This is a genomic window from Rhodococcus sp. T7, from assembly GCF_009872365.1.
Taxonomy (GTDB): domain Bacteria; phylum Actinomycetota; class Actinomycetes; order Mycobacteriales; family Mycobacteriaceae; genus Rhodococcus_F.
Genome location: NZ_WXYH01000373.1, coordinates 1 through 15,626 on the forward strand (window position 1 = coordinate 1; position 15,626 = coordinate 15,626).

The 15,626-nt window shown below is 69.7% G+C and carries 14 protein-coding genes; 1 reads left to right on the forward strand and 13 read right to left on the reverse strand.

Annotation, left to right across the window (positions count from 1 at the left end; translation table 11 throughout):
- Nucleotides 1-19 precede the first annotated feature (19 nt).
- The 12 genes from MLGJGCBP_RS40115 to MLGJGCBP_RS40170 all read right to left on the reverse strand — a co-directional run bounded on the left by MLGJGCBP_RS40115 (nt 20) and on the right by MLGJGCBP_RS40170 (nt 13,179).
- Nucleotides 20-2,731: a molybdopterin-dependent oxidoreductase gene (locus MLGJGCBP_RS40115; RefSeq protein WP_160102871.1), complete on the reverse strand. Its 2,712-nt coding sequence runs from the start codon at nt 2,729-2,731 to the stop codon at nt 20-22.
- Nucleotides 2,728-3,537, reverse strand: a complete 810-nt coding sequence (locus tag MLGJGCBP_RS40120; RefSeq protein ID WP_160102873.1) for an FAD binding domain-containing protein — start codon at nt 3,535-3,537, stop codon at nt 2,728-2,730. The genes MLGJGCBP_RS40115 and MLGJGCBP_RS40120 overlap by 4 nt, the downstream gene beginning before the upstream one ends.
- A gap of 3 nt (nt 3,538-3,540) precedes the next feature.
- Nucleotides 3,541-4,908 (reverse strand): 8-oxoguanine deaminase, encoded by a 1,368-nt coding sequence (locus MLGJGCBP_RS40125; protein WP_160102875.1) that lies wholly within the window; start codon nt 4,906-4,908, stop codon nt 3,541-3,543.
- The gene (gene pucL, locus MLGJGCBP_RS40130; RefSeq protein ID WP_160102877.1) at nt 4,908-5,819 is read right to left on the reverse strand and encodes a factor-independent urate hydroxylase; all 912 of its coding nucleotides are present in this window, start codon (nt 5,817-5,819) and stop codon (nt 4,908-4,910) included. Before pucL ends, MLGJGCBP_RS40125 begins: the two co-directional genes overlap by 1 nt.
- Nucleotides 5,820-5,821: 2 nt before the next feature.
- Entirely contained in the window at nt 5,822-6,151 is a 330-nt protein-coding gene (gene uraH, locus MLGJGCBP_RS40135) for a hydroxyisourate hydrolase (RefSeq protein WP_160102879.1), read from the reverse strand.
- Entirely contained in the window at nt 6,151-6,663 is a 513-nt protein-coding gene (gene uraD, locus MLGJGCBP_RS40140; protein WP_160102881.1) for a 2-oxo-4-hydroxy-4-carboxy-5-ureidoimidazoline decarboxylase, read from the reverse strand. The genes uraH and uraD overlap by 1 nt, the downstream gene beginning before the upstream one ends.
- Before the next feature lie 73 nt (nt 6,664-6,736).
- Nucleotides 6,737-7,465: an aspartate/glutamate racemase family protein gene (locus MLGJGCBP_RS40145; RefSeq protein WP_160102883.1), complete on the reverse strand. Its 729-nt coding sequence runs from the start codon at nt 7,463-7,465 to the stop codon at nt 6,737-6,739.
- A gap of 10 nt (nt 7,466-7,475) precedes the next feature.
- Nucleotides 7,476-9,017: an NCS1 family nucleobase:cation symporter-1 gene (locus tag MLGJGCBP_RS40150; RefSeq protein ID WP_160102885.1), complete on the reverse strand. Its 1,542-nt coding sequence runs from the start codon at nt 9,015-9,017 to the stop codon at nt 7,476-7,478.
- Between the two features lie 178 nt (nt 9,018-9,195).
- Nucleotides 9,196-9,909: a GntR family transcriptional regulator gene (locus tag MLGJGCBP_RS40155; RefSeq protein WP_160102887.1), complete on the reverse strand. Its 714-nt coding sequence runs from the start codon at nt 9,907-9,909 to the stop codon at nt 9,196-9,198.
- Nucleotides 9,910-9,919: 10 nt separating this feature from the next.
- Complete coding sequence (gene puuE, locus MLGJGCBP_RS40160; protein ID WP_160102889.1) at nt 9,920-10,852, reverse strand: allantoinase PuuE; 933 nt, start codon at nt 10,850-10,852, stop codon at nt 9,920-9,922.
- Nucleotides 10,849-11,844: an allantoicase gene (alc, locus tag MLGJGCBP_RS40165; RefSeq protein WP_160102891.1), complete on the reverse strand. Its 996-nt coding sequence runs from the start codon at nt 11,842-11,844 to the stop codon at nt 10,849-10,851. The genes puuE and alc overlap by 4 nt, the downstream gene beginning before the upstream one ends.
- Before the next feature lie 87 nt (nt 11,845-11,931).
- Nucleotides 11,932-13,179, reverse strand: coding sequence for a DUF6986 family protein (locus MLGJGCBP_RS40170; RefSeq protein WP_160102933.1), 1,248 nt, complete (start codon nt 13,177-13,179; stop codon nt 11,932-11,934).
- Between the two features lie 146 nt (nt 13,180-13,325).
- Here MLGJGCBP_RS40170 and zapE point away from each other — a divergent pair, with 146 nt between their 5' ends.
- Nucleotides 13,326-14,237: a cell division protein ZapE gene (gene zapE, locus MLGJGCBP_RS40175; RefSeq protein ID WP_160102935.1), complete on the forward strand. Its 912-nt coding sequence runs from the start codon at nt 13,326-13,328 to the stop codon at nt 14,235-14,237.
- Nucleotides 14,238-14,279: 42 nt separating this feature from the next.
- Here the strand turns inward: zapE and MLGJGCBP_RS40180 are convergent, their stop codons facing one another.
- Nucleotides 14,280-15,596: a TrpB-like pyridoxal phosphate-dependent enzyme gene (locus MLGJGCBP_RS40180; RefSeq protein ID WP_160102893.1), complete on the reverse strand. Its 1,317-nt coding sequence runs from the start codon at nt 15,594-15,596 to the stop codon at nt 14,280-14,282.
- Nucleotides 15,597-15,626: the final 30 nt, after the last annotated feature.

Sequence of the window (15,626 nt, forward strand, 5' to 3'; positions counted from 1 at the left end):
TCGGGCGGTTAATAAGTACTCACGGGCGCGTCAGCGCACGCCAGACGGCGGCGGGGGTCATCGGGAGCCGCCGCAGCCGGGCGCCGGTGGCGTCCGCGATCGCGTTGGCCAGTGCCGGAGCGACCGGGTTGTACGGGGATTCGCTCATCGATTTGGCGCCGTGCGGGCCCAGTTCGTCGTAGGTGTCCGCGAAGTAGACCTCGGTGTCCGGCACGTCCACGAGCTGCGGGATGTGATAGTTCCGCAGCTGCGGGTTGAGGACGGTCCCGGCGCCGTCGAGCAGGATCTCCTCGTACAGCGCGCTGCCGATGGCCTGCGCCACGCCGCCCTCGACCTGCCCGCGGCACTGCTGCGGGTTGAGGACCGTGCCTGCGTCCGCCGCCTGGATGGACTGCAGGATCCGGACCTCCCCGGTGACGGTGTCGACCGCCACTCGGAAGGCGTGCACGTTGAACACCACCGACCGCGGGGTGCCGTCGTGGTGGCCCTCGGCCCGGAGCGGTCCCTCGGGCACCAGCTTGTCGAGTTCGACGGTCCGCCCGGCGACCACGACCGCGTCGGGCGTGAGGGCGCAGTCGCTGTCCCCGGCGGCGCCCGCGACGCGGCGGGCGACCTCGAACAGCTGGTCCCGCAGCCGGGTTCCGGCGAGATGCACCGCCTTCCCCGCGACGACTGTGCCTGCCGAACCGAATGCTCCGGTGTCGTGCCCGGCGACGTCGGTGTCGGATTGGATCACGGTGATCCGGTCGGCGGTGGTGCCCAGCGCGGACGCGGCGAGCTGCGCGTGCACGGTGGTGGTGCCGTTCCCGAACTCGGCTGTGCCCACCCGCAGTTCGTAGCGGCTGCCCTCGACGAGGGTGCACGACACGTCCGCGAAGTGTCCCCGCGGCGGGATGGTCGCGATCATGGACGCCGCCATGCCCTCGCCGACCCGCCACTGCGGACCGTCCGGCGGGGCCACGTCGTTGCCGCGGCGCAGCGCGGACTCCGCCAGGTCGAGGCACTGGTCCAGACCGTAGCTGCCGTACGTGAGGTCGCCGTGTTCCACTTCGAAATCGACGAAGTCGTCACCCGGGACGACCACATTGCGCCGACGCAACTCGAACGGATCGATTCCCAGCTCCGCGGCCAGTTGGTCGAGCGCGGACTCCACCGCGAAGATGATCTGCCCCAGCCCGTAGCCGCGGAACGCCCCGGACGGCAGGTTGTTGGTGTACACGGCCTGGGCATCGACCCGCTTGTTCGGCGATCGGTACAGCGCCACGGATTCGCTGCAGCCGTGGAACATCACGCCCACCGAATGATTGCCGTACGCACCGGCATCCGACAGCACGTCGACGGCGAGTGCCGTCAGCGTGCCGTCGCCGTCGGCGCCGGCCTTCACCGACACCCGCATGGGATGCCGGCACGGGGCGGTCGTGAACTGGTCGGACCGCGTGAACTCGTACTGCACCGGTCGGCCGGTGCGCAGCACGGCGAGGGCGACGAGGTCCTCCACCAGCATCTCCTGCTTCGCGCCGAAGCCGCCCCCGACGCGGGCCGTGAACACCCGGACCTGTGCGCGGTCGAGCGAGAACAGGTGGGCGAGTTCGTCGCGGACGAGGAACGGCACCTGGGTGCTGCTGCGGAGGGTGAGCCGGCCGTCGGGGTCGAGCCAACCGATGGCCGAGTGGGTTTCGAGATGCGTGTGCTGCACGCGCTGGGTCTGCCACGTGCCCTCCACCACCGCACCTGTGTCCCGCGCGGCCGCGAGCCCGGCGGCGAGGTCGCCGGTCTCGCCGTGCACCTCGGCCACCAGGTTCCGGGCCGGGTCGGCGATCCGGGACTCGGCACCCTTGTCGCCGTGCAGCAGGGGTGCACCGGGGCGGCGCGCCAGGTCGGGGTCGAAGACCGGTTCGAGGACTTCGTACTCCACCTCGATCAACTGCAGTGCGCGCCGGGCGATGTCGACGGAGTCCGCGACCACCGCGGCGACGCGCTGCCCGCGGAACCGGAGGATCGTGTCGAACACGTACGTGTCGTCGGGGTCGTCCGTGCGGAACTCGTGACGTGCGGTGGAGAAGGCCACGTCGGGGCTGTCGCGGTGGGTGAGCACCGCGTGGACGCCGGGCAGTCGCTCGGCCGCGGACGTGTCGAGGCGGGTGATGCGGGCGTGCGGATGCGGGCTGCCGAGGATCTGGATGTGGGTCAACCCGTCGACGGCCAGATCGAGCGTGTACGGTTCGGCGCCGCACACCACGCGGGTGGCCGCGGGCGCGGGAATCGACCGTCCGAACGACGCACCGGCACTGTCCGATTCGGTGGTGCACACGCCGCCGACGGCGTCGCGGATGGAGCGATAACCGGTGCAGCGGCACAGATTTCCCTTCAGTGCGCGCGGCAGGTCGGCGCGTTGCCCGGAGTCGAGCGCGGACGCGGTCACCACCATTCCGGGTGTGCAGAACCCGCACTGGAATCCCGCTGCGTCGACGAACTGCTGTTGCACGGGATGGAGTTCGTCGGGACTGCCGAGACCGGCCGCGGTGGTCACCTCGCGGTTCTCCGCGCGATGCGCCGGCACCACACACGAGTGCACCGGGGCGCCGTCGAGCAGCACGGAACAGGCGCCGCAATCCCCGGCGTCGCAGCCCTTCTTGACCGCGAACCGCTGCTGCTCCCGCAGGAAGGTGCGCAGGCACTGACCGGGCCGTGCGTCGGCCTCCACCGACTGACCGTCGACAGTCAACTTCATTCCAGCTCCCTCCGGATCTCCTCGGCGAGGACGCCCGTGACGTGGCGACGCCAGTCCGCGGCGCCGTGGGCGTCCGTCAGGTAGTCGTCGGGGGAGATCCGTTCGGCCAGAGCGTCGCTCAACACGTCGGTAGCGGGCACGGCGGGGAAGCGCAGGACGAACGGGCGGACGGTCGCCGCGGTGACGGTCAGCGTGAACCCGTCGGCGCCGACACGTCCGGCGAGCAGCGCGCCGGACCGTCCGAGCGGCGAGTATGCGATCTTCCGCAGCGACGTGCGGCCCCGCAACGCGGCGGCGGGGAGGTGGATGCTGCGGATCAGGTCACCGTCTCCCAGCGCCGTGCGGCCCGCCCCGGTGACGAACCGGTCCACCGGAACCCGGCGTTCACCGCCGTCGGCGGTCCAGATCAGGAGTTCGGCGTCGAGCGTGCAGCACAGCGTGATCATCGCGCCGGCAGGCAGCGCCAGCGCGAGGTTGCCACCGACGGTCGCGGTGTGCCAGATCTTCCACGACGCGACCAGCGACTCGGCGCACGGCCGGAACAGTGTCTTCGCCGTCCACTCGGCGGGAAGCGGTGCATTGCAGAGATTCTCGATGGTGCACGTCGCGGCGAGTTCGAGTCCGTCGTCGTGGACGGTGATCGCGGGCCAGTCGAGGGTGGCCAGGTCGATCAGCCGGGTGACCGTCGGTTGCGGCTCCGAATACAGCCAGGTGCCGCCCGCCAGGTACGCCGTTCCGGGTTTTGGGGCGGGCAGGTCGTCCCGGCTGCGCGGCGCCGAGATCTCCGTCACGAACGACAGATCCATGATTCACCCCGCCTTGCGCACCAGGGCCCGGTGGGCCTGCTCGACCTCCGCGGCGACGTCGTCCTCGTTCACGGTGATCACTCTCCCACGCTCGACGACGGCGCGCCCGTTCACCAGAAGCAACTCCAGCGGCGCCGTGGCCCCGAGGACCAAAGCCGCCACCGGGTCGGTGATGCCGGAATGCGCGAGGGTGTCGACCCGCCACAGCGCGAGGTCGGCGAGTTTGCCGGGTTCGAGGGAGCCGAGTTCGTCGTCCCGGCCGAGCACCCGGGCCCCGCCGATCGTGCCGAGTTCGAGTGCGGTGCGCACCGTCATCTCGCGCGGGCCGCCGCGGGCCCGGGCGAACAGCACGGCATGGCGGGCCTCCTCGAGCATGTTGCACGCCTCGTTGCTGGCGGCGCCGTCGACACCGAGCCCCAGCGGGACCCCGGCCGCGTGGAGGTCCCTGGCCCGGGCGATTCCGGCGCCGAGGCGTGCATTGGACGTGGGGCAGTGGGCGACGCCGGTGCCGGTGCCGGCCAGGGTGGTGATCGCGACGTCGTCGAGATGGACGGCGTGGGCGTACCAGACGTCGGGACCCACCCAGCCGAGTCGCTCCATGTACTGCACCGGGGTGCAGCCGAACCGGTCGAGGCAGAAGTCCTGCTCGTCAATGGTTTCCGCGAGGTGGGTGTGCAGTCGCACCCCGGCAGACCGGGCGAGGGCCGCGGCCTCGGTCAGCAGGTCGGCGGTGACGGAGAACGGGGAGCAGGGCGCCACCGCGACCCGCAGCATCGAGTCGGGCGATGGGTCGTGCCAGCGGTCGATGACGTCCTGGGTGCCCATCAGGACGTCGTCGAGACGCTCCACCACCGAGTCGGGTGGCAACCCGCCCTGGCTGTGGCCCAGGTCCATCGACCCCCGGCTGGGGTGGAACCGCAACCCGACGGTCCGGGCGGCCTCGATCTCGGCGCCGAACACGTCGCCACCGTCGCGGGGCACGACGTAATGGTGGTCGGTGGTGGTCGTGCACCCGTGTTTCGCCAGCCAGGCGAGACCGCCGGTGGCCGCGGTCCGGACGGCGTCGGCGTCGATGCCCGCCCAGATCGGGTAGAGGGTGGTCAGCCAGCCGAACAGGTTGTCGTCGGCGGCGAGTCCGCGGGTGATCCACTGGTACAGGTGGTGGTGGGTGTTCACCAGTCCGGGAGTCAGCAGGCAGCCGCGTCCGTCGACGACGCGTGCCCCCTCGACCACCGGCGCGGGACCGGCACCGACGTCGACGATGCGGTTGCCCCGCACGACGACGTAGCCGTCCGGATGCTCGGTGCCCGACGCGTCGACCGTGGCGACGTGGGCGCCGGCGACGACGACGGTGCCGGGGGCGTCGGACATCAGCTGAGCCACCCCGCGTACGCGGACCACGCGGGCCCGGGGTCCGGGGCGTCGGAACGCTGCACCGTGGCCTGGATCAGGCCGTACGGGCGGTCGGCGGCGTGGAAGACCTCGTTGTCGTTCTCCACACCGAAACGGGCGAGGTCGTGGGCGAAGTGGTGCTTGTTCGGCGCGGACAGTCGCACTTCCGCGAGCACGGGGTAACGCTCCAGGATCGCCTTGCCGATCTCGTACAGCGTCTGCTGCAGGGCGAGCGAATGGAGAGTCGCGAACGTTGCGACGATCTGCTCCTTGATGCCGGCGTAGACGCTGTTCCAGTCCACGTCGGTGGTGACGAACCGCCACTGCACGACGAGCGACGTCGCCATCACCCGGTCGTGGGTTTCCTCGAGGATCGTGTACTCGTCCTTCAGGAATCCGAAGAATTCGCTGCCCGTGGACTTGAGGATCACGAGATCCTTGAGCCCGCCGACCACCCACGTGCCGTCGGCGTCGACGGTGATCGCCGCGGTGCGCACCTCCTCGCCCTTGCGCACCCAGGTGTGGTCGTGTTCCGCTCCGTCGACCACCGCGCGCTGCCACGCGTATTCCTCGATCTCGATGCGGGCACCTTCGACCGGGGCCACGTCGTCCACGAAGTGCCGTGCCAGCGTGAGCCCGTACTCCTCGATGGAGTCGAGTCCCTTCTCCTTCGCGTAGGAGTACGCCGTCTGCTTCTGGGTGTCGGTGGGTAGCACCGAACTCTGGTCGCCGGCGAGGTGCGCCGCCGAGAAGTCGCCGCGCAGGCATGTCGACACGCTCACGTCCCGGATTTCGTGACGGGGGGTGTCGCGGTAGATCCGCACGATGCGGTTCTCGGCCTTGCCGTACTGGTTGTCGCCCAGGACGATGGCACCGGTGAGGTCGGTCATCTTCAGCTCCCGCGGTAGGTGGAATAGGCGAACGGGGACAACAGCAACGGGACGTGATACCCGCGCTGCGGGTCGTCGACGACGAACGTGACGGTCACCTCCGGGTAGAACGTCTCCCGGCCGCGGGCGGCGAAGTACTCACCGGTGGCGAAGACCAGCGAATAGGTGGCCACGGTCAGACCGTCCGGCGCGATCTCGGCGACGCGGCCGTCCGAATCGGTCGTCGCGCTCGCGAGGACGTCGCCGTCCGGGGACAACAGTTGGACGTGTACTCCGGCGGCGGGTGCGCCGTCGGTGGCGTCGAGTACGTGGGTGCTCAGGATCTTGGACATCAGTTGGCCGTGTCTCCGATCTCGCCGAGAAAGCGTTCGAGGCGCAACCGGTTGATGGCGGCCAGTTCGGTCCGCAGGATCTTGCGCTCCGTCGCGGCGTCGTTGCCGAGACGCGCGTGCAGCACATCGAGCAGTTCCTGCGCCGACCGACCGGACGCGCAGACCAGGTAGACGTGCCCGAACTTCTGCTCGTACTCCTCGTTACCCGACCGCAGGCGCGCGCGGACGTCGTCGTCGGCGGACGCGACTGCCGACTGTTCGCGCGCCGACGACGGATTGTCCACGCGGTCGCCGATCCGCGGATGCCCGGCCAGTGCCGCGTCGACCTCGGACTCGCTCAGGTCGGCGAGCACGGTGTCGGCAGCGGTGTGCAGCGCGTCGGCGGACGGGAAGGGCCGCCCGGCGGCCATTCGTTGCGCCCACACCGTCGACGCGCAGCACTGCACCAGCAGGTCGACTGCCCGCGCGTCGCTCAGCGCGTTGAACGCGATCAGGCCGGGCGGTTCGGTCATGACGGCTCCTCGCTCGTGCGCCTTTTCGGTACCTCTGGCTACCACAATGGCGCACAGGGCGCAGCCCTTCGGGTCAGCGACCGAAAGCCTCGAGCAGTCCGGTGTACTTCTTGGGCAGGGGAGCCGCGAACTCGCCGCGTGTGCCGGTCCGCAGACCGAGCGTCACGAGGGACTGCACCATGAGGGTCGCCGCCGCCACGCCGTCGACCACCGGCACGCCGAGTTCCGCCGAGATGACCGCGCACAGGTCCGCCATGCCCGCGCAGCCCAGCACGATCGCGTCCGAACCGTCCCGGTCGAGGGCGGCGCGGCAGGCCTCGGTGATCACCTTCACCGCGTCCGGGTCGCGGTCGAGGTCGAGGACCGCGATCTCGCACGCGTGCACGCCGAGGCAGAAGCGTTGCATGCCATACCGTTCGGCGAGTTCCCACGCCCGCCCTCGGGTGCGTCCCAGTGTGGTGACGACGCTGAACCCGCGGCCGAGGAAGCTCGCGGTGTGCATGGCCGCCTCGGCGATGCCGAGCACGGGGCCGGAGGCCAGTTCCCGGGCCGCGTCGAGGCCCGGGTCGCCGAAGCATGCGATCACGTACCCGTCCACGCCGGCCGCCTCGCCGCGCGCGATCTCCTCGAGAAGCCCAGGGACACTGAGTGCTTCGTCGTAGTGACTCTCGATCGACGCGGGGCCCATCTGCGGGCTCACCGCCTCGACGACCGTCCCGGGGCCGGCGACGGAGCGGGCGCAGTCGCCGATCTTGTCGGTCATCGCCCGGGTGGTGTTCGGATTGACGATCTTGATGTGCACGTTCCTCGACCTACGCCTCGACCGTTGCGGTGCGGTGCGCACGACGCGCGCCGGTGGACAGTGCGAAATAGCAGAGGAATCCGATGCCCATGCCCAGGAACCACGAGTACTGGGCGGCGCCGGCCATGCCCCACACGTCGAGTCCGAACGGCTGGGCCTTGAGGATCACGGGAACTACCGCGACGAGCGCGCCGACGACGGTGGAGATGATCGCGGCCGGGTTGTAACCCTTCTTGTACCAGTATGTTCCGTCGTGCGACATGGTGAACATGTCGTCGAGGACGATCCGCTGCCTGCGCACCAGGTAGTAGTCCGCGATGAGGATTCCGAACAGCGGCCCGATGAAGGCGCCGAGCGTCTCGAGCGTGTAGTGGATCACCTCCGGGTTGTTGTACAGGTTCCACGGGGTGATCAGGACGGATCCGACGGCGGCGATCATTCCGCCCGTGCGCCAGCTGATGCGCTGCGGGCTGACGTGCGAGAAGTCGAACGCCGGGGACACGAAGTTGGCGACGATGTTGATACCGATGGTGGCGACGATGAAGGTGAGCAGACCGAGGACGACGGCGAACAGGTTGTCCATCTGCGCGACCGTCTCGACCGGGTCGGTGATCAGCCGGCCGTACACGGGCAGCGTCGCCGACGCGGTGACGACGGTGAGGATCGAGAAGAACAGGAAGTTCACCGGGAGGCCGAGGAAGTTGCCGCGCTTGACCGCGGCGAACGTCTTTCCGTACCGGGAGAAGTCGCCGAAGTTGAGCATCGGGCCCGAGAAGTACGACACGACAAGGGCGATCGCGCCCAGCACCACGGGGACGGCCGACCAGCCGGTGTAGTTCACCTCGCCGAGGTTCAGGCTGATGTTCGACCATCCGGCCTCGCTGATCAGGTAGATGGCGAGCATCAACATCACGATGTAGACGGCGGGGCCGCAGAAGTCGATGAACTTGCGGATGCTTTCCATGCCGCGCCAGAAGACCAGCGCCTGCAGCACCCACATCGTCATGAACCCGGCCCAGCCGAGCGCCGACAGGCCGAGGAATCCGTGCTCGTGCACGTCCGCCCACGGCGCCAGGCCCGGCCAGATCTTCAGGCCGAGGATCACGAACGCGTGCGACGCCAGGTACGTCTGGATTCCGTACCAGGCCACCGCGATGAGGCCGCGGATGACGGCCGGGACGTTCGCGCCCAGGACGCCGAACGCGCTGCGGCACATGACCGGGTAGGGGACACCGGTGACCTGGCTGGGTTTGGCCACCAGGTTCGCGAACACGTTGACGATCGCGATGCCGACCACGAGGGCGACGAGGACCTGCCAGCTGGTCAGCCCGAGCGCGAACAGGCTGCCCGCGGTGACGTACCCGCCGACGCTGTGCACGTCGGACATCCAGAACGCGAAGATGTTGTACGACGACCACGACTGGGTCTTCAGCGGCGCGAGGTCGTCGTTGGTCAGTCGCGGGTGATAGCCGGGTTTGATCAGCCCGGCGCCGGCCAGGTGTGCACCGGGGACGGTTTCCCCTTCGGAGGAGGAGGGCGCTGTCTGAGTCATCGTTTTGCTCCCTGGTGCAGTCCGGAGACGACTGCTTCGACGTGAGGGTGCCTCGGTGAAAAGCACACCACCGAAGCGCTGGGAGCAAAAGTAGTTTTCGGATATTTCCTGACTGTGACGGCGAAGATATATTCTCGCGGGCGCCCGAGCGGGCCGAGAATATATCTTGCCGGACGGCCTACCCGGGCGTGTCCCGGAAGATTCCGGTGTCCGTGGGCAGGGCGGCGATCACCGTGTCGAGTTGCTCGTTGTGCCGATCGGTGGCCGCCTTCAGTGCGGCGGCGTCCCGGGCGAGGAACGCCGCGAGCATGTCGCGGTGCCCGAGGTGCAGCCGCAGCCGCTCCGGGGTGTCGACCTGCGACATCGGCTGCACCGGCTCGGTGATGTTCCACGCCGCCTCGAACATGTGCAGCAGCCGCTGCATCCGGCACGGCGACGCCAGGGCGAGGTGGAAGTTGCGGCTCTCCCGGTGGTACGCGGTCAGGTCGTCCTCGAGAACCGAGCGGTCGAGCGCCGCGTACGTCTCCCGGGCCCTCGTGTCGTCCGACTCGTCGGCCAGGGTGATCGCCACCGAGTGCGCCGCCGACTCGAGGACGCCCCGCACCAGATACAACTCCTCGAGTTCGTCCACGGTCAGCCGGGCGACCGTGTACCCGGCGTTGGCCCGGTGATCGACGAGACCCTCACCGATCAGCGTCTTCAGCGACTCCCGGATCGGGATGCGGCTGACACCGAAGTGCTCGGCCACCTCGTCCACCGGGATCGGGGTGCCCGGCGGGGCGCCGCCGCTGAGGATCACCCGGCGCAGTTCCTCCAGGATCACGGTCTGCGAGCTGCCGGGATCCCGGTTGGCCAGGTTCGTGACCAGCAGAGACGGTCTTCGCGGGGGCATCGGACCGTCCTCAGGCGGGGTGGACGGCGCGCCAGTGGCGGGCGATCTCGATGCGCCGGGCGACCCACACGTCGTCGTGGGACTGCACGTGGTCGAGGAAACGCTCCAGCGCCGCGGTGCGGGCGGGCCTGCCGACGATCCGGCAGTGCAGACCCACGGACAGCATCTTCGGCGCCCCTGCCGTGCCCTCCGCGTACAGGACGTCGAAGGCGTCCCGCAGGTGCGCGAAGAACTGCTCGCCGCTCGGGAATCCGCCGGGGGACGCGAACCGCATGTCGTTGGTGTCGAGGGTGTACGGCACCACCAGGTGGTCGACCAGGCCCTTGCCGGGGGCGTCGACCTTCACCCAGTACGGCAGGTCGTCGGCGTACGAGTCGGAGTCGTACTCGAAGCCGCCGTGCTCGACCACCAACTGCCGGGTGACCGGGGAGTCGCGGCCGGTGTACCAGCCCAGCGGCGCCTCGCCGGTGAGGTCCCGCAGGATGTCCACGGCCTCGGCCAGGTCCCGGCGTTCGGCGTCCTCGTCGGACAGCTGGTACGACTTCCACCACAGGCCGTGGCAGGCGATCTCGTGACCGAGTTCGCGAAAGGCGCTGACGGCCTCCGGGTTCCGCTGCATGGCCTTGGCCACCGCGAAGATCGTGAGCGGCAGCCCGCGCCGCTCGAACGCCCGGAGCACCCGCCACAGCCCGGCGCGGGAACCGTATTCGTAGATCGATTCCATGCTCATGTGCCGGTTCGGGAACGGCTGCGCACCGACCATCTCGGACAGGAACGTCTCCGACGCGTCATCGCCGTGGAGGACGTTGTTCTCGGCGCCCTCCTCGTAGTTGAGGACGAACTGGACGGCGATCTTCGCCCCGCCCGGCCACTGCGGATCGGGCGGGTGCTGCCCGTATCCGACCAGGTCACGAGGATAGCTGGAGTCGAAACCGTGTGTCATGCCGTCAACCCTGCCCGACCCGCGTCAGTCAGGGAACCCCACAACCGCAACCGCGCCATGCCGCCGTCCGGGAAGATGTCGAGCCGGGCATCAGTGACGGGCCGGTCGCTGTCGATGACGAAGCGGTGCCTCGTGTCGGGTTGCAGGCGCGTCCGCGGGAGCAGTTCCGTCCACTCGCCGTCGCCGTCCCGCCCGAGGAGGCTCGCCTCACCGGGGGCATTGCCGAGGAAGTAGGAGGTGTCGATTTCGGCCAGCGACACCGTGCCCTGGGCGGCGAGCCGGATCTCGACCCAGTCGTTGCCGTCGTCGCGGCGGCGGGACGTCTCCCAGCCGTCACCCATCACCCGGGCGAGACCGGGGAGCAGCATGTTCTGCGGCGAACCGTAGAACATGTTGGAACAGGACGTGACTCGGGCGCCGTTCTCGAGGGCCGCGAGATCGACGGGGCCCGCGTCGAGGAAACGGGGGTCGGGACGGCCCTCGCCGTGCACGCGGAGCCGGGCGACACCGCCGTCCGGGTGCATCGTGAGCTTCACGTGCGTCCACCGTGCGTCGGAGTCGACCGCGAACGGATTCTCGGTGTCACCCTGAACGGGGCTGCGCTCGACGATCGTGGTCCAGTCGGCGCCGACCAGTTCCTCGGCGGACGGGTAGCCGTCGACCGACGCGGCCTGCACCGAGATCTCCGGCGGGTAGTTGCCCTTGAACCAGGCGGTGTCGACCACGACGCCGCGCACCACGCCGGGAACCCCGAGCCGGACGATCGCCTCGTCCGTGCCCGCCACCCGGCGACGGCGGGTCTCCCAGCCGTCGTACACCTGACCCTTGTGCCCGAACGTCGCCGGCTGGTACACGGCGGCCGTCGGGCGGATGAGGTTCTCCCGCTCGGCGAACAGCTCGTCGTTGGCCCACACGACGGCGCCGCCGAGTGTGCGTACGGCCAGGTCCGGCAGACTCCGGAAGCTGGGCGGGGTCAAGGCGTTCGGGGTCACGGGTGCTGGTACCTCCTGATCGGGCGTGGGCCAAGTGTAGGACCTCGGCGGGGGTGGTGCGGGTGGTCCTCGGAGGCGGGGAGGCGGTCAGATCTCCGGAACCACCGCCCGGGTGAGGAGGTCGCGGAGCGTCTCCACCGTGCATCCCGGGGCCTGCGCGCGGACCGCGTCCTCGTCGAACGCACCACACGCCAGTCCCCGCAGCAGCACCGTCGCGAGGGCCTGCGCGGTGGCCGGTTCGTCCATCACCCCGCCGCCCTGGCGGTCGAGGTAGGCCTGCAGGCGGGTGGCCGCGGCGGGCAGCGCGTCGCGGTAGAAGTCGAACGTCGCGAGCCAGCGGGTGATCAGATGTCCGGGATGCATGTCCCATCCCTGGTAGTACCCGCGTTCGAGCGACCGGGTGACGAGACGGTAGTGCCGGGCCAGGGCCGCTCGAATCTCCTCGTCGCTGCCCTGCGGGACCACCTGGGTGGACCCGTCGCACACCCACACCCCGGTCTGGGCCGCCGCCACCAGCATCACGGACTTGGCGTGGTCGGCCACCGGGTGCTCGAGCGACTGGAACCGGGAGGCGATTCCGCAGGCCGCGCTGTAGTCGTAAGTGCCGTAGTGCAATCCGGTGCAGCGTCCCTCGGCGAGCTGGATCGCCTTCGCGACGGTCACGGTGCCGTCGGGCCCGAGAACTGCCTGCGGGCTCTCGATCTGCAACTCGAAGCGCAGCGACCCGTCGGGGAGCCCGTACGCGCTCTCCAGTTCCTCGCACAACGCGACGACCGCGGTGACCTGCGGGGCTGCACGCAGTTTCGGCACGGTGAACACGAAGCCGTCGGGAACCCCACCCGCGCCTTCGAGGACGAGTTCGAGCGTGCGGATGCCGCGGCGGCGCTCGTGCGGCGCAAGGCCCTTCGCGCGGATCCCCAGCGACCGCGGACCGGACAGGTCGGACGACAGCTGTCGCAGCGTGCGACCCGTCTCCAGTGCGGCCGCGTCCTCGACGTCGTCGCTCCGCCAGCCGTAGCCGTCCTCGAAGTCGATCCGCAGATCCTGGATCGGACTGCGCCCCAGCGTCGCGCGCACGTCGGGAAGTGCACCGCTCGTGCCGATTTCGGACAGCGCATCGGCATACCTGTCCAGCAGTTCGACAGCCTGCTCACCCCACGCCCTCGGGGTGTCCGGGCCGGCGTCCGCCGCGCTCACGTAGACGGTGTGGATGGGCTGCGCTTGCTGCCGATCACCCGGATACGCCGCCGTGAGTTCGTCGTCGACGGGCGCGAGGAGTGCGTCGACTCGGTCGAAACCGCTGTCGGGGAGACGGCTGAGGTACTGGGGGTTCACGTCACGATCTTCCCAGAAATTCGGGATTTTCGTCGCCTGGTCTGCCGCGTTCGGGCCGTCGCGTCGCACAGTCTCCCTGCTCACATCTGCTTGTCGCGCGAGACTCTCCATTCGTAGTGTCTCCTTCCGTGGATGTAGAGGTTCTGCTGGACGACGCGCAGCGCTCGGCGGCGGCCGTCCTGGACGAGACCGCCGACGGCCTGGAGCAGGGGAGACCCGGGGTTCGCGGCGTGTACCTGTGGGGCCCCGTCGGGCGTGGCAAGACCTGGCTGATGGATCGCTTCCACGCGGCTACCGACGTCCCGAAACGGCGGGTGCACTTTCACTCGTTCTTCCGTAGCCTCCACGCCGACGCGCACGTGCTGGGGTCCATCGACCTCGCGATCGACGCGGCGCTCGGCGACGTCCGGTTGCTGTGCTTCGACGAGTTCCACCTCCACGACGTCGGGGACGCGATGCTGGTGGCGCGCCTGTTGAAGGCGCTGTTCGCCCGCGGCATCACGCTGGTGGTGACGTCGAACTATCCGCCCGAAGGACTGCTGCCCAACCCGCTGTTCCACCACCTGTTCGAGCCGACGATCACCGTGCTGAAGCAAAATCTGACCGTCGTGCGGGTGGCCGGTCCCGTCGACTACCGCACCGTGACCGCACCGGACGCCGGATTCGCTGCCGGCCGGTTCGTCCCCGCGACCGCAATCGAGGCCCCGTCGGAGCGGGTCGCCCTGACTGTCGGCACGCGCACCGTGACGGCAGCGGCGGTACGCGACCGGACGGTCTGGTTCGAGTTCGCGGCGCTGTGCGCCACCCCGACCGCACCCGCGGACTACCTCGACCTGGCCGAGCGGTTCGGCTGCTGGGTGATCACCGGTGTGCCCCGACTGCGGGAGGCCGGTACGGACACCGTGCGGCGGTTCGCGAACGTCGTCGACGTGCTGTACGACCGCGGCACCGCGCTGACCGTTGTGGCGGACGCGCCGTGGGAGGAGATGTTCACCGGACTCGCGGGCACCCTCGACGTCGACCGCCTGGTGAGCCGGTTGTCGACGCTGAGCCGGTGACCGCCGAGGCAGACCCGAAGATCTGCCCCGGCGGTGGATCGATCAGACGTACCGGCTGTACGCGGGCAGGTCCAACTGGCCGTTGCCGGACAGTCCGATGACCACGACCTCCGGTTCGGTGACCGTGCGGGCGTGCGCGATGGCCGCGGCCACACCGTGCGTGGATTCCGGAGCGGGGATGATGCCCTCGGCCCGGGCGAACAGCAGGCCCGCGGTGAGTGCGTCGTCCTGTTCGATCGCGGTCGCCTCCATCAGTCCGAGGGCGACGGCGTGCGAGACCATCGGCGACATGCCGTGGTACCGCAGGCCGCCCGCGTGGATCGCCGGCGGGACGAAGTCGTTGCCGAGTGTGTACATCTTCAGCAGCGGCGTCAGACCCGCGACGTCGCCGAAATCGTAGCGGTACTCGCCCTGCGTCAGCGACGGGCAGGCCGCCGGCTCACACGCGACGAGGCGGGTGGTGGTGCCCTCGCGCAGGTTGCGGCCGAGGAACGGGAAGGTCAGGCCGGCGAGGTTGGAACCGCCGCCGGCGCAACCGAACACCGTGTGCGCGACGGGCTCGCCCGCCTCGTCCAGTTGGGCCATCGCCTCCTGGCCGATTACGGTCTGGTGGAGCATGACGTGGTTGAGGACGCTGCCCAGCGAGTAGTGCGCCTGCGGATCCTTGGCGGCCACCTCGACGGCCTCGCTGATCGCCATGCCCAGCGAACCCGTCGTGTCGGGGTGCTCGGCGAGAATCGCCCGGCCCGCCTCGGTGAGGTCGGACGGCGACGGATGACAGATGCCGCCGTACGCCTCCATCTGGAGTCGGCGGTAGGGCTTCGCGTCGTAGGACGCGCGGACCTGCCATACCTCGACGTCGAGACCGAGCAGCGCACCGGCGAACGACAGCGACGCGCCCCACTGACCCGCCCCGGTCTCGGTGGTGAGCTTGGTGGTGCCCTCGAGGGCGTTGTAGTAGGCCTGCGCGACAGCCGTATTCGGCTTGTGCGAGCCGACCGGGCTCACACCCTCGTACTTGTAGTAGATCCGTGCCGGGGTGCCGAGCACCCGTTCGAGCCGATGCGCCCGCACCAGCGGCGACGGACGCCACATGCCGTAGATCTCCCGAACCGTCTCGGGAATCTCGATGTAGCGGTCGGTCGCGACCTCCTGCTCGATCAGGCTCGCCGGGAACAGCGGTGCCAGATCCTCCGGTCCCAGCGGTTCCCGCGTGCCCGGATGAAGATGCGGCGGAACGGGTTCCGGAAGATCCGCCGCCAGGTTGTACCAGTGCGTGGGGACGGCCGAGGGAACCGCAACCCCCAGAGGTTCCAGTGAACGAGCCAGGTCGGCTCCGGTTGCCGGGGACATGGTCAAGTAACTCTCCTTCGTGGACGGGTGCGTCCC

What these genes read in the sequence shown, in the direction of transcription:
- MLGJGCBP_RS40115 (WP_160102871.1), bottom strand. Translation starts at nt 2,731, where the DNA reads ATGAAGTTGACTGTCGACGGTCAGTCGGTGGAGGCCGACGCACGGCCC.
- MLGJGCBP_RS40120 (WP_160102873.1), bottom strand. Translation starts at nt 3,537, where the DNA reads ATGGATCTGTCGTTCGTGACGGAGATCTCGGCGCCGCGCAGCCGGGAC.
- MLGJGCBP_RS40125 (WP_160102875.1), bottom strand. Translation starts at nt 4,908, where the DNA reads ATGTCCGACGCCCCCGGCACCGTCGTCGTCGCCGGCGCCCACGTCGCC.
- pucL (WP_160102877.1), bottom strand. Translation starts at nt 5,819, where the DNA reads ATGACCGACCTCACCGGTGCCATCGTCCTGGGCGACAACCAGTACGGC.
- uraH (WP_160102879.1), bottom strand. Translation starts at nt 6,151, where the DNA reads ATGTCCAAGATCCTGAGCACCCACGTACTCGACGCCACCGACGGCGCA.
- uraD (WP_160102881.1), bottom strand. Translation starts at nt 6,663, where the DNA reads ATGACCGAACCGCCCGGCCTGATCGCGTTCAACGCGCTGAGCGACGCG.
- MLGJGCBP_RS40150 (WP_160102885.1), bottom strand. Translation starts at nt 9,017, where the DNA reads ATGACTCAGACAGCGCCCTCCTCCTCCGAAGGGGAAACCGTCCCCGGT.
- MLGJGCBP_RS40155 (WP_160102887.1), bottom strand. Translation starts at nt 9,909, where the DNA reads ATGCCCCCGCGAAGACCGTCTCTGCTGGTCACGAACCTGGCCAACCGG.
- puuE (WP_160102889.1), bottom strand. Translation starts at nt 10,852, where the DNA reads ATGACACACGGTTTCGACTCCAGCTATCCTCGTGACCTGGTCGGATAC.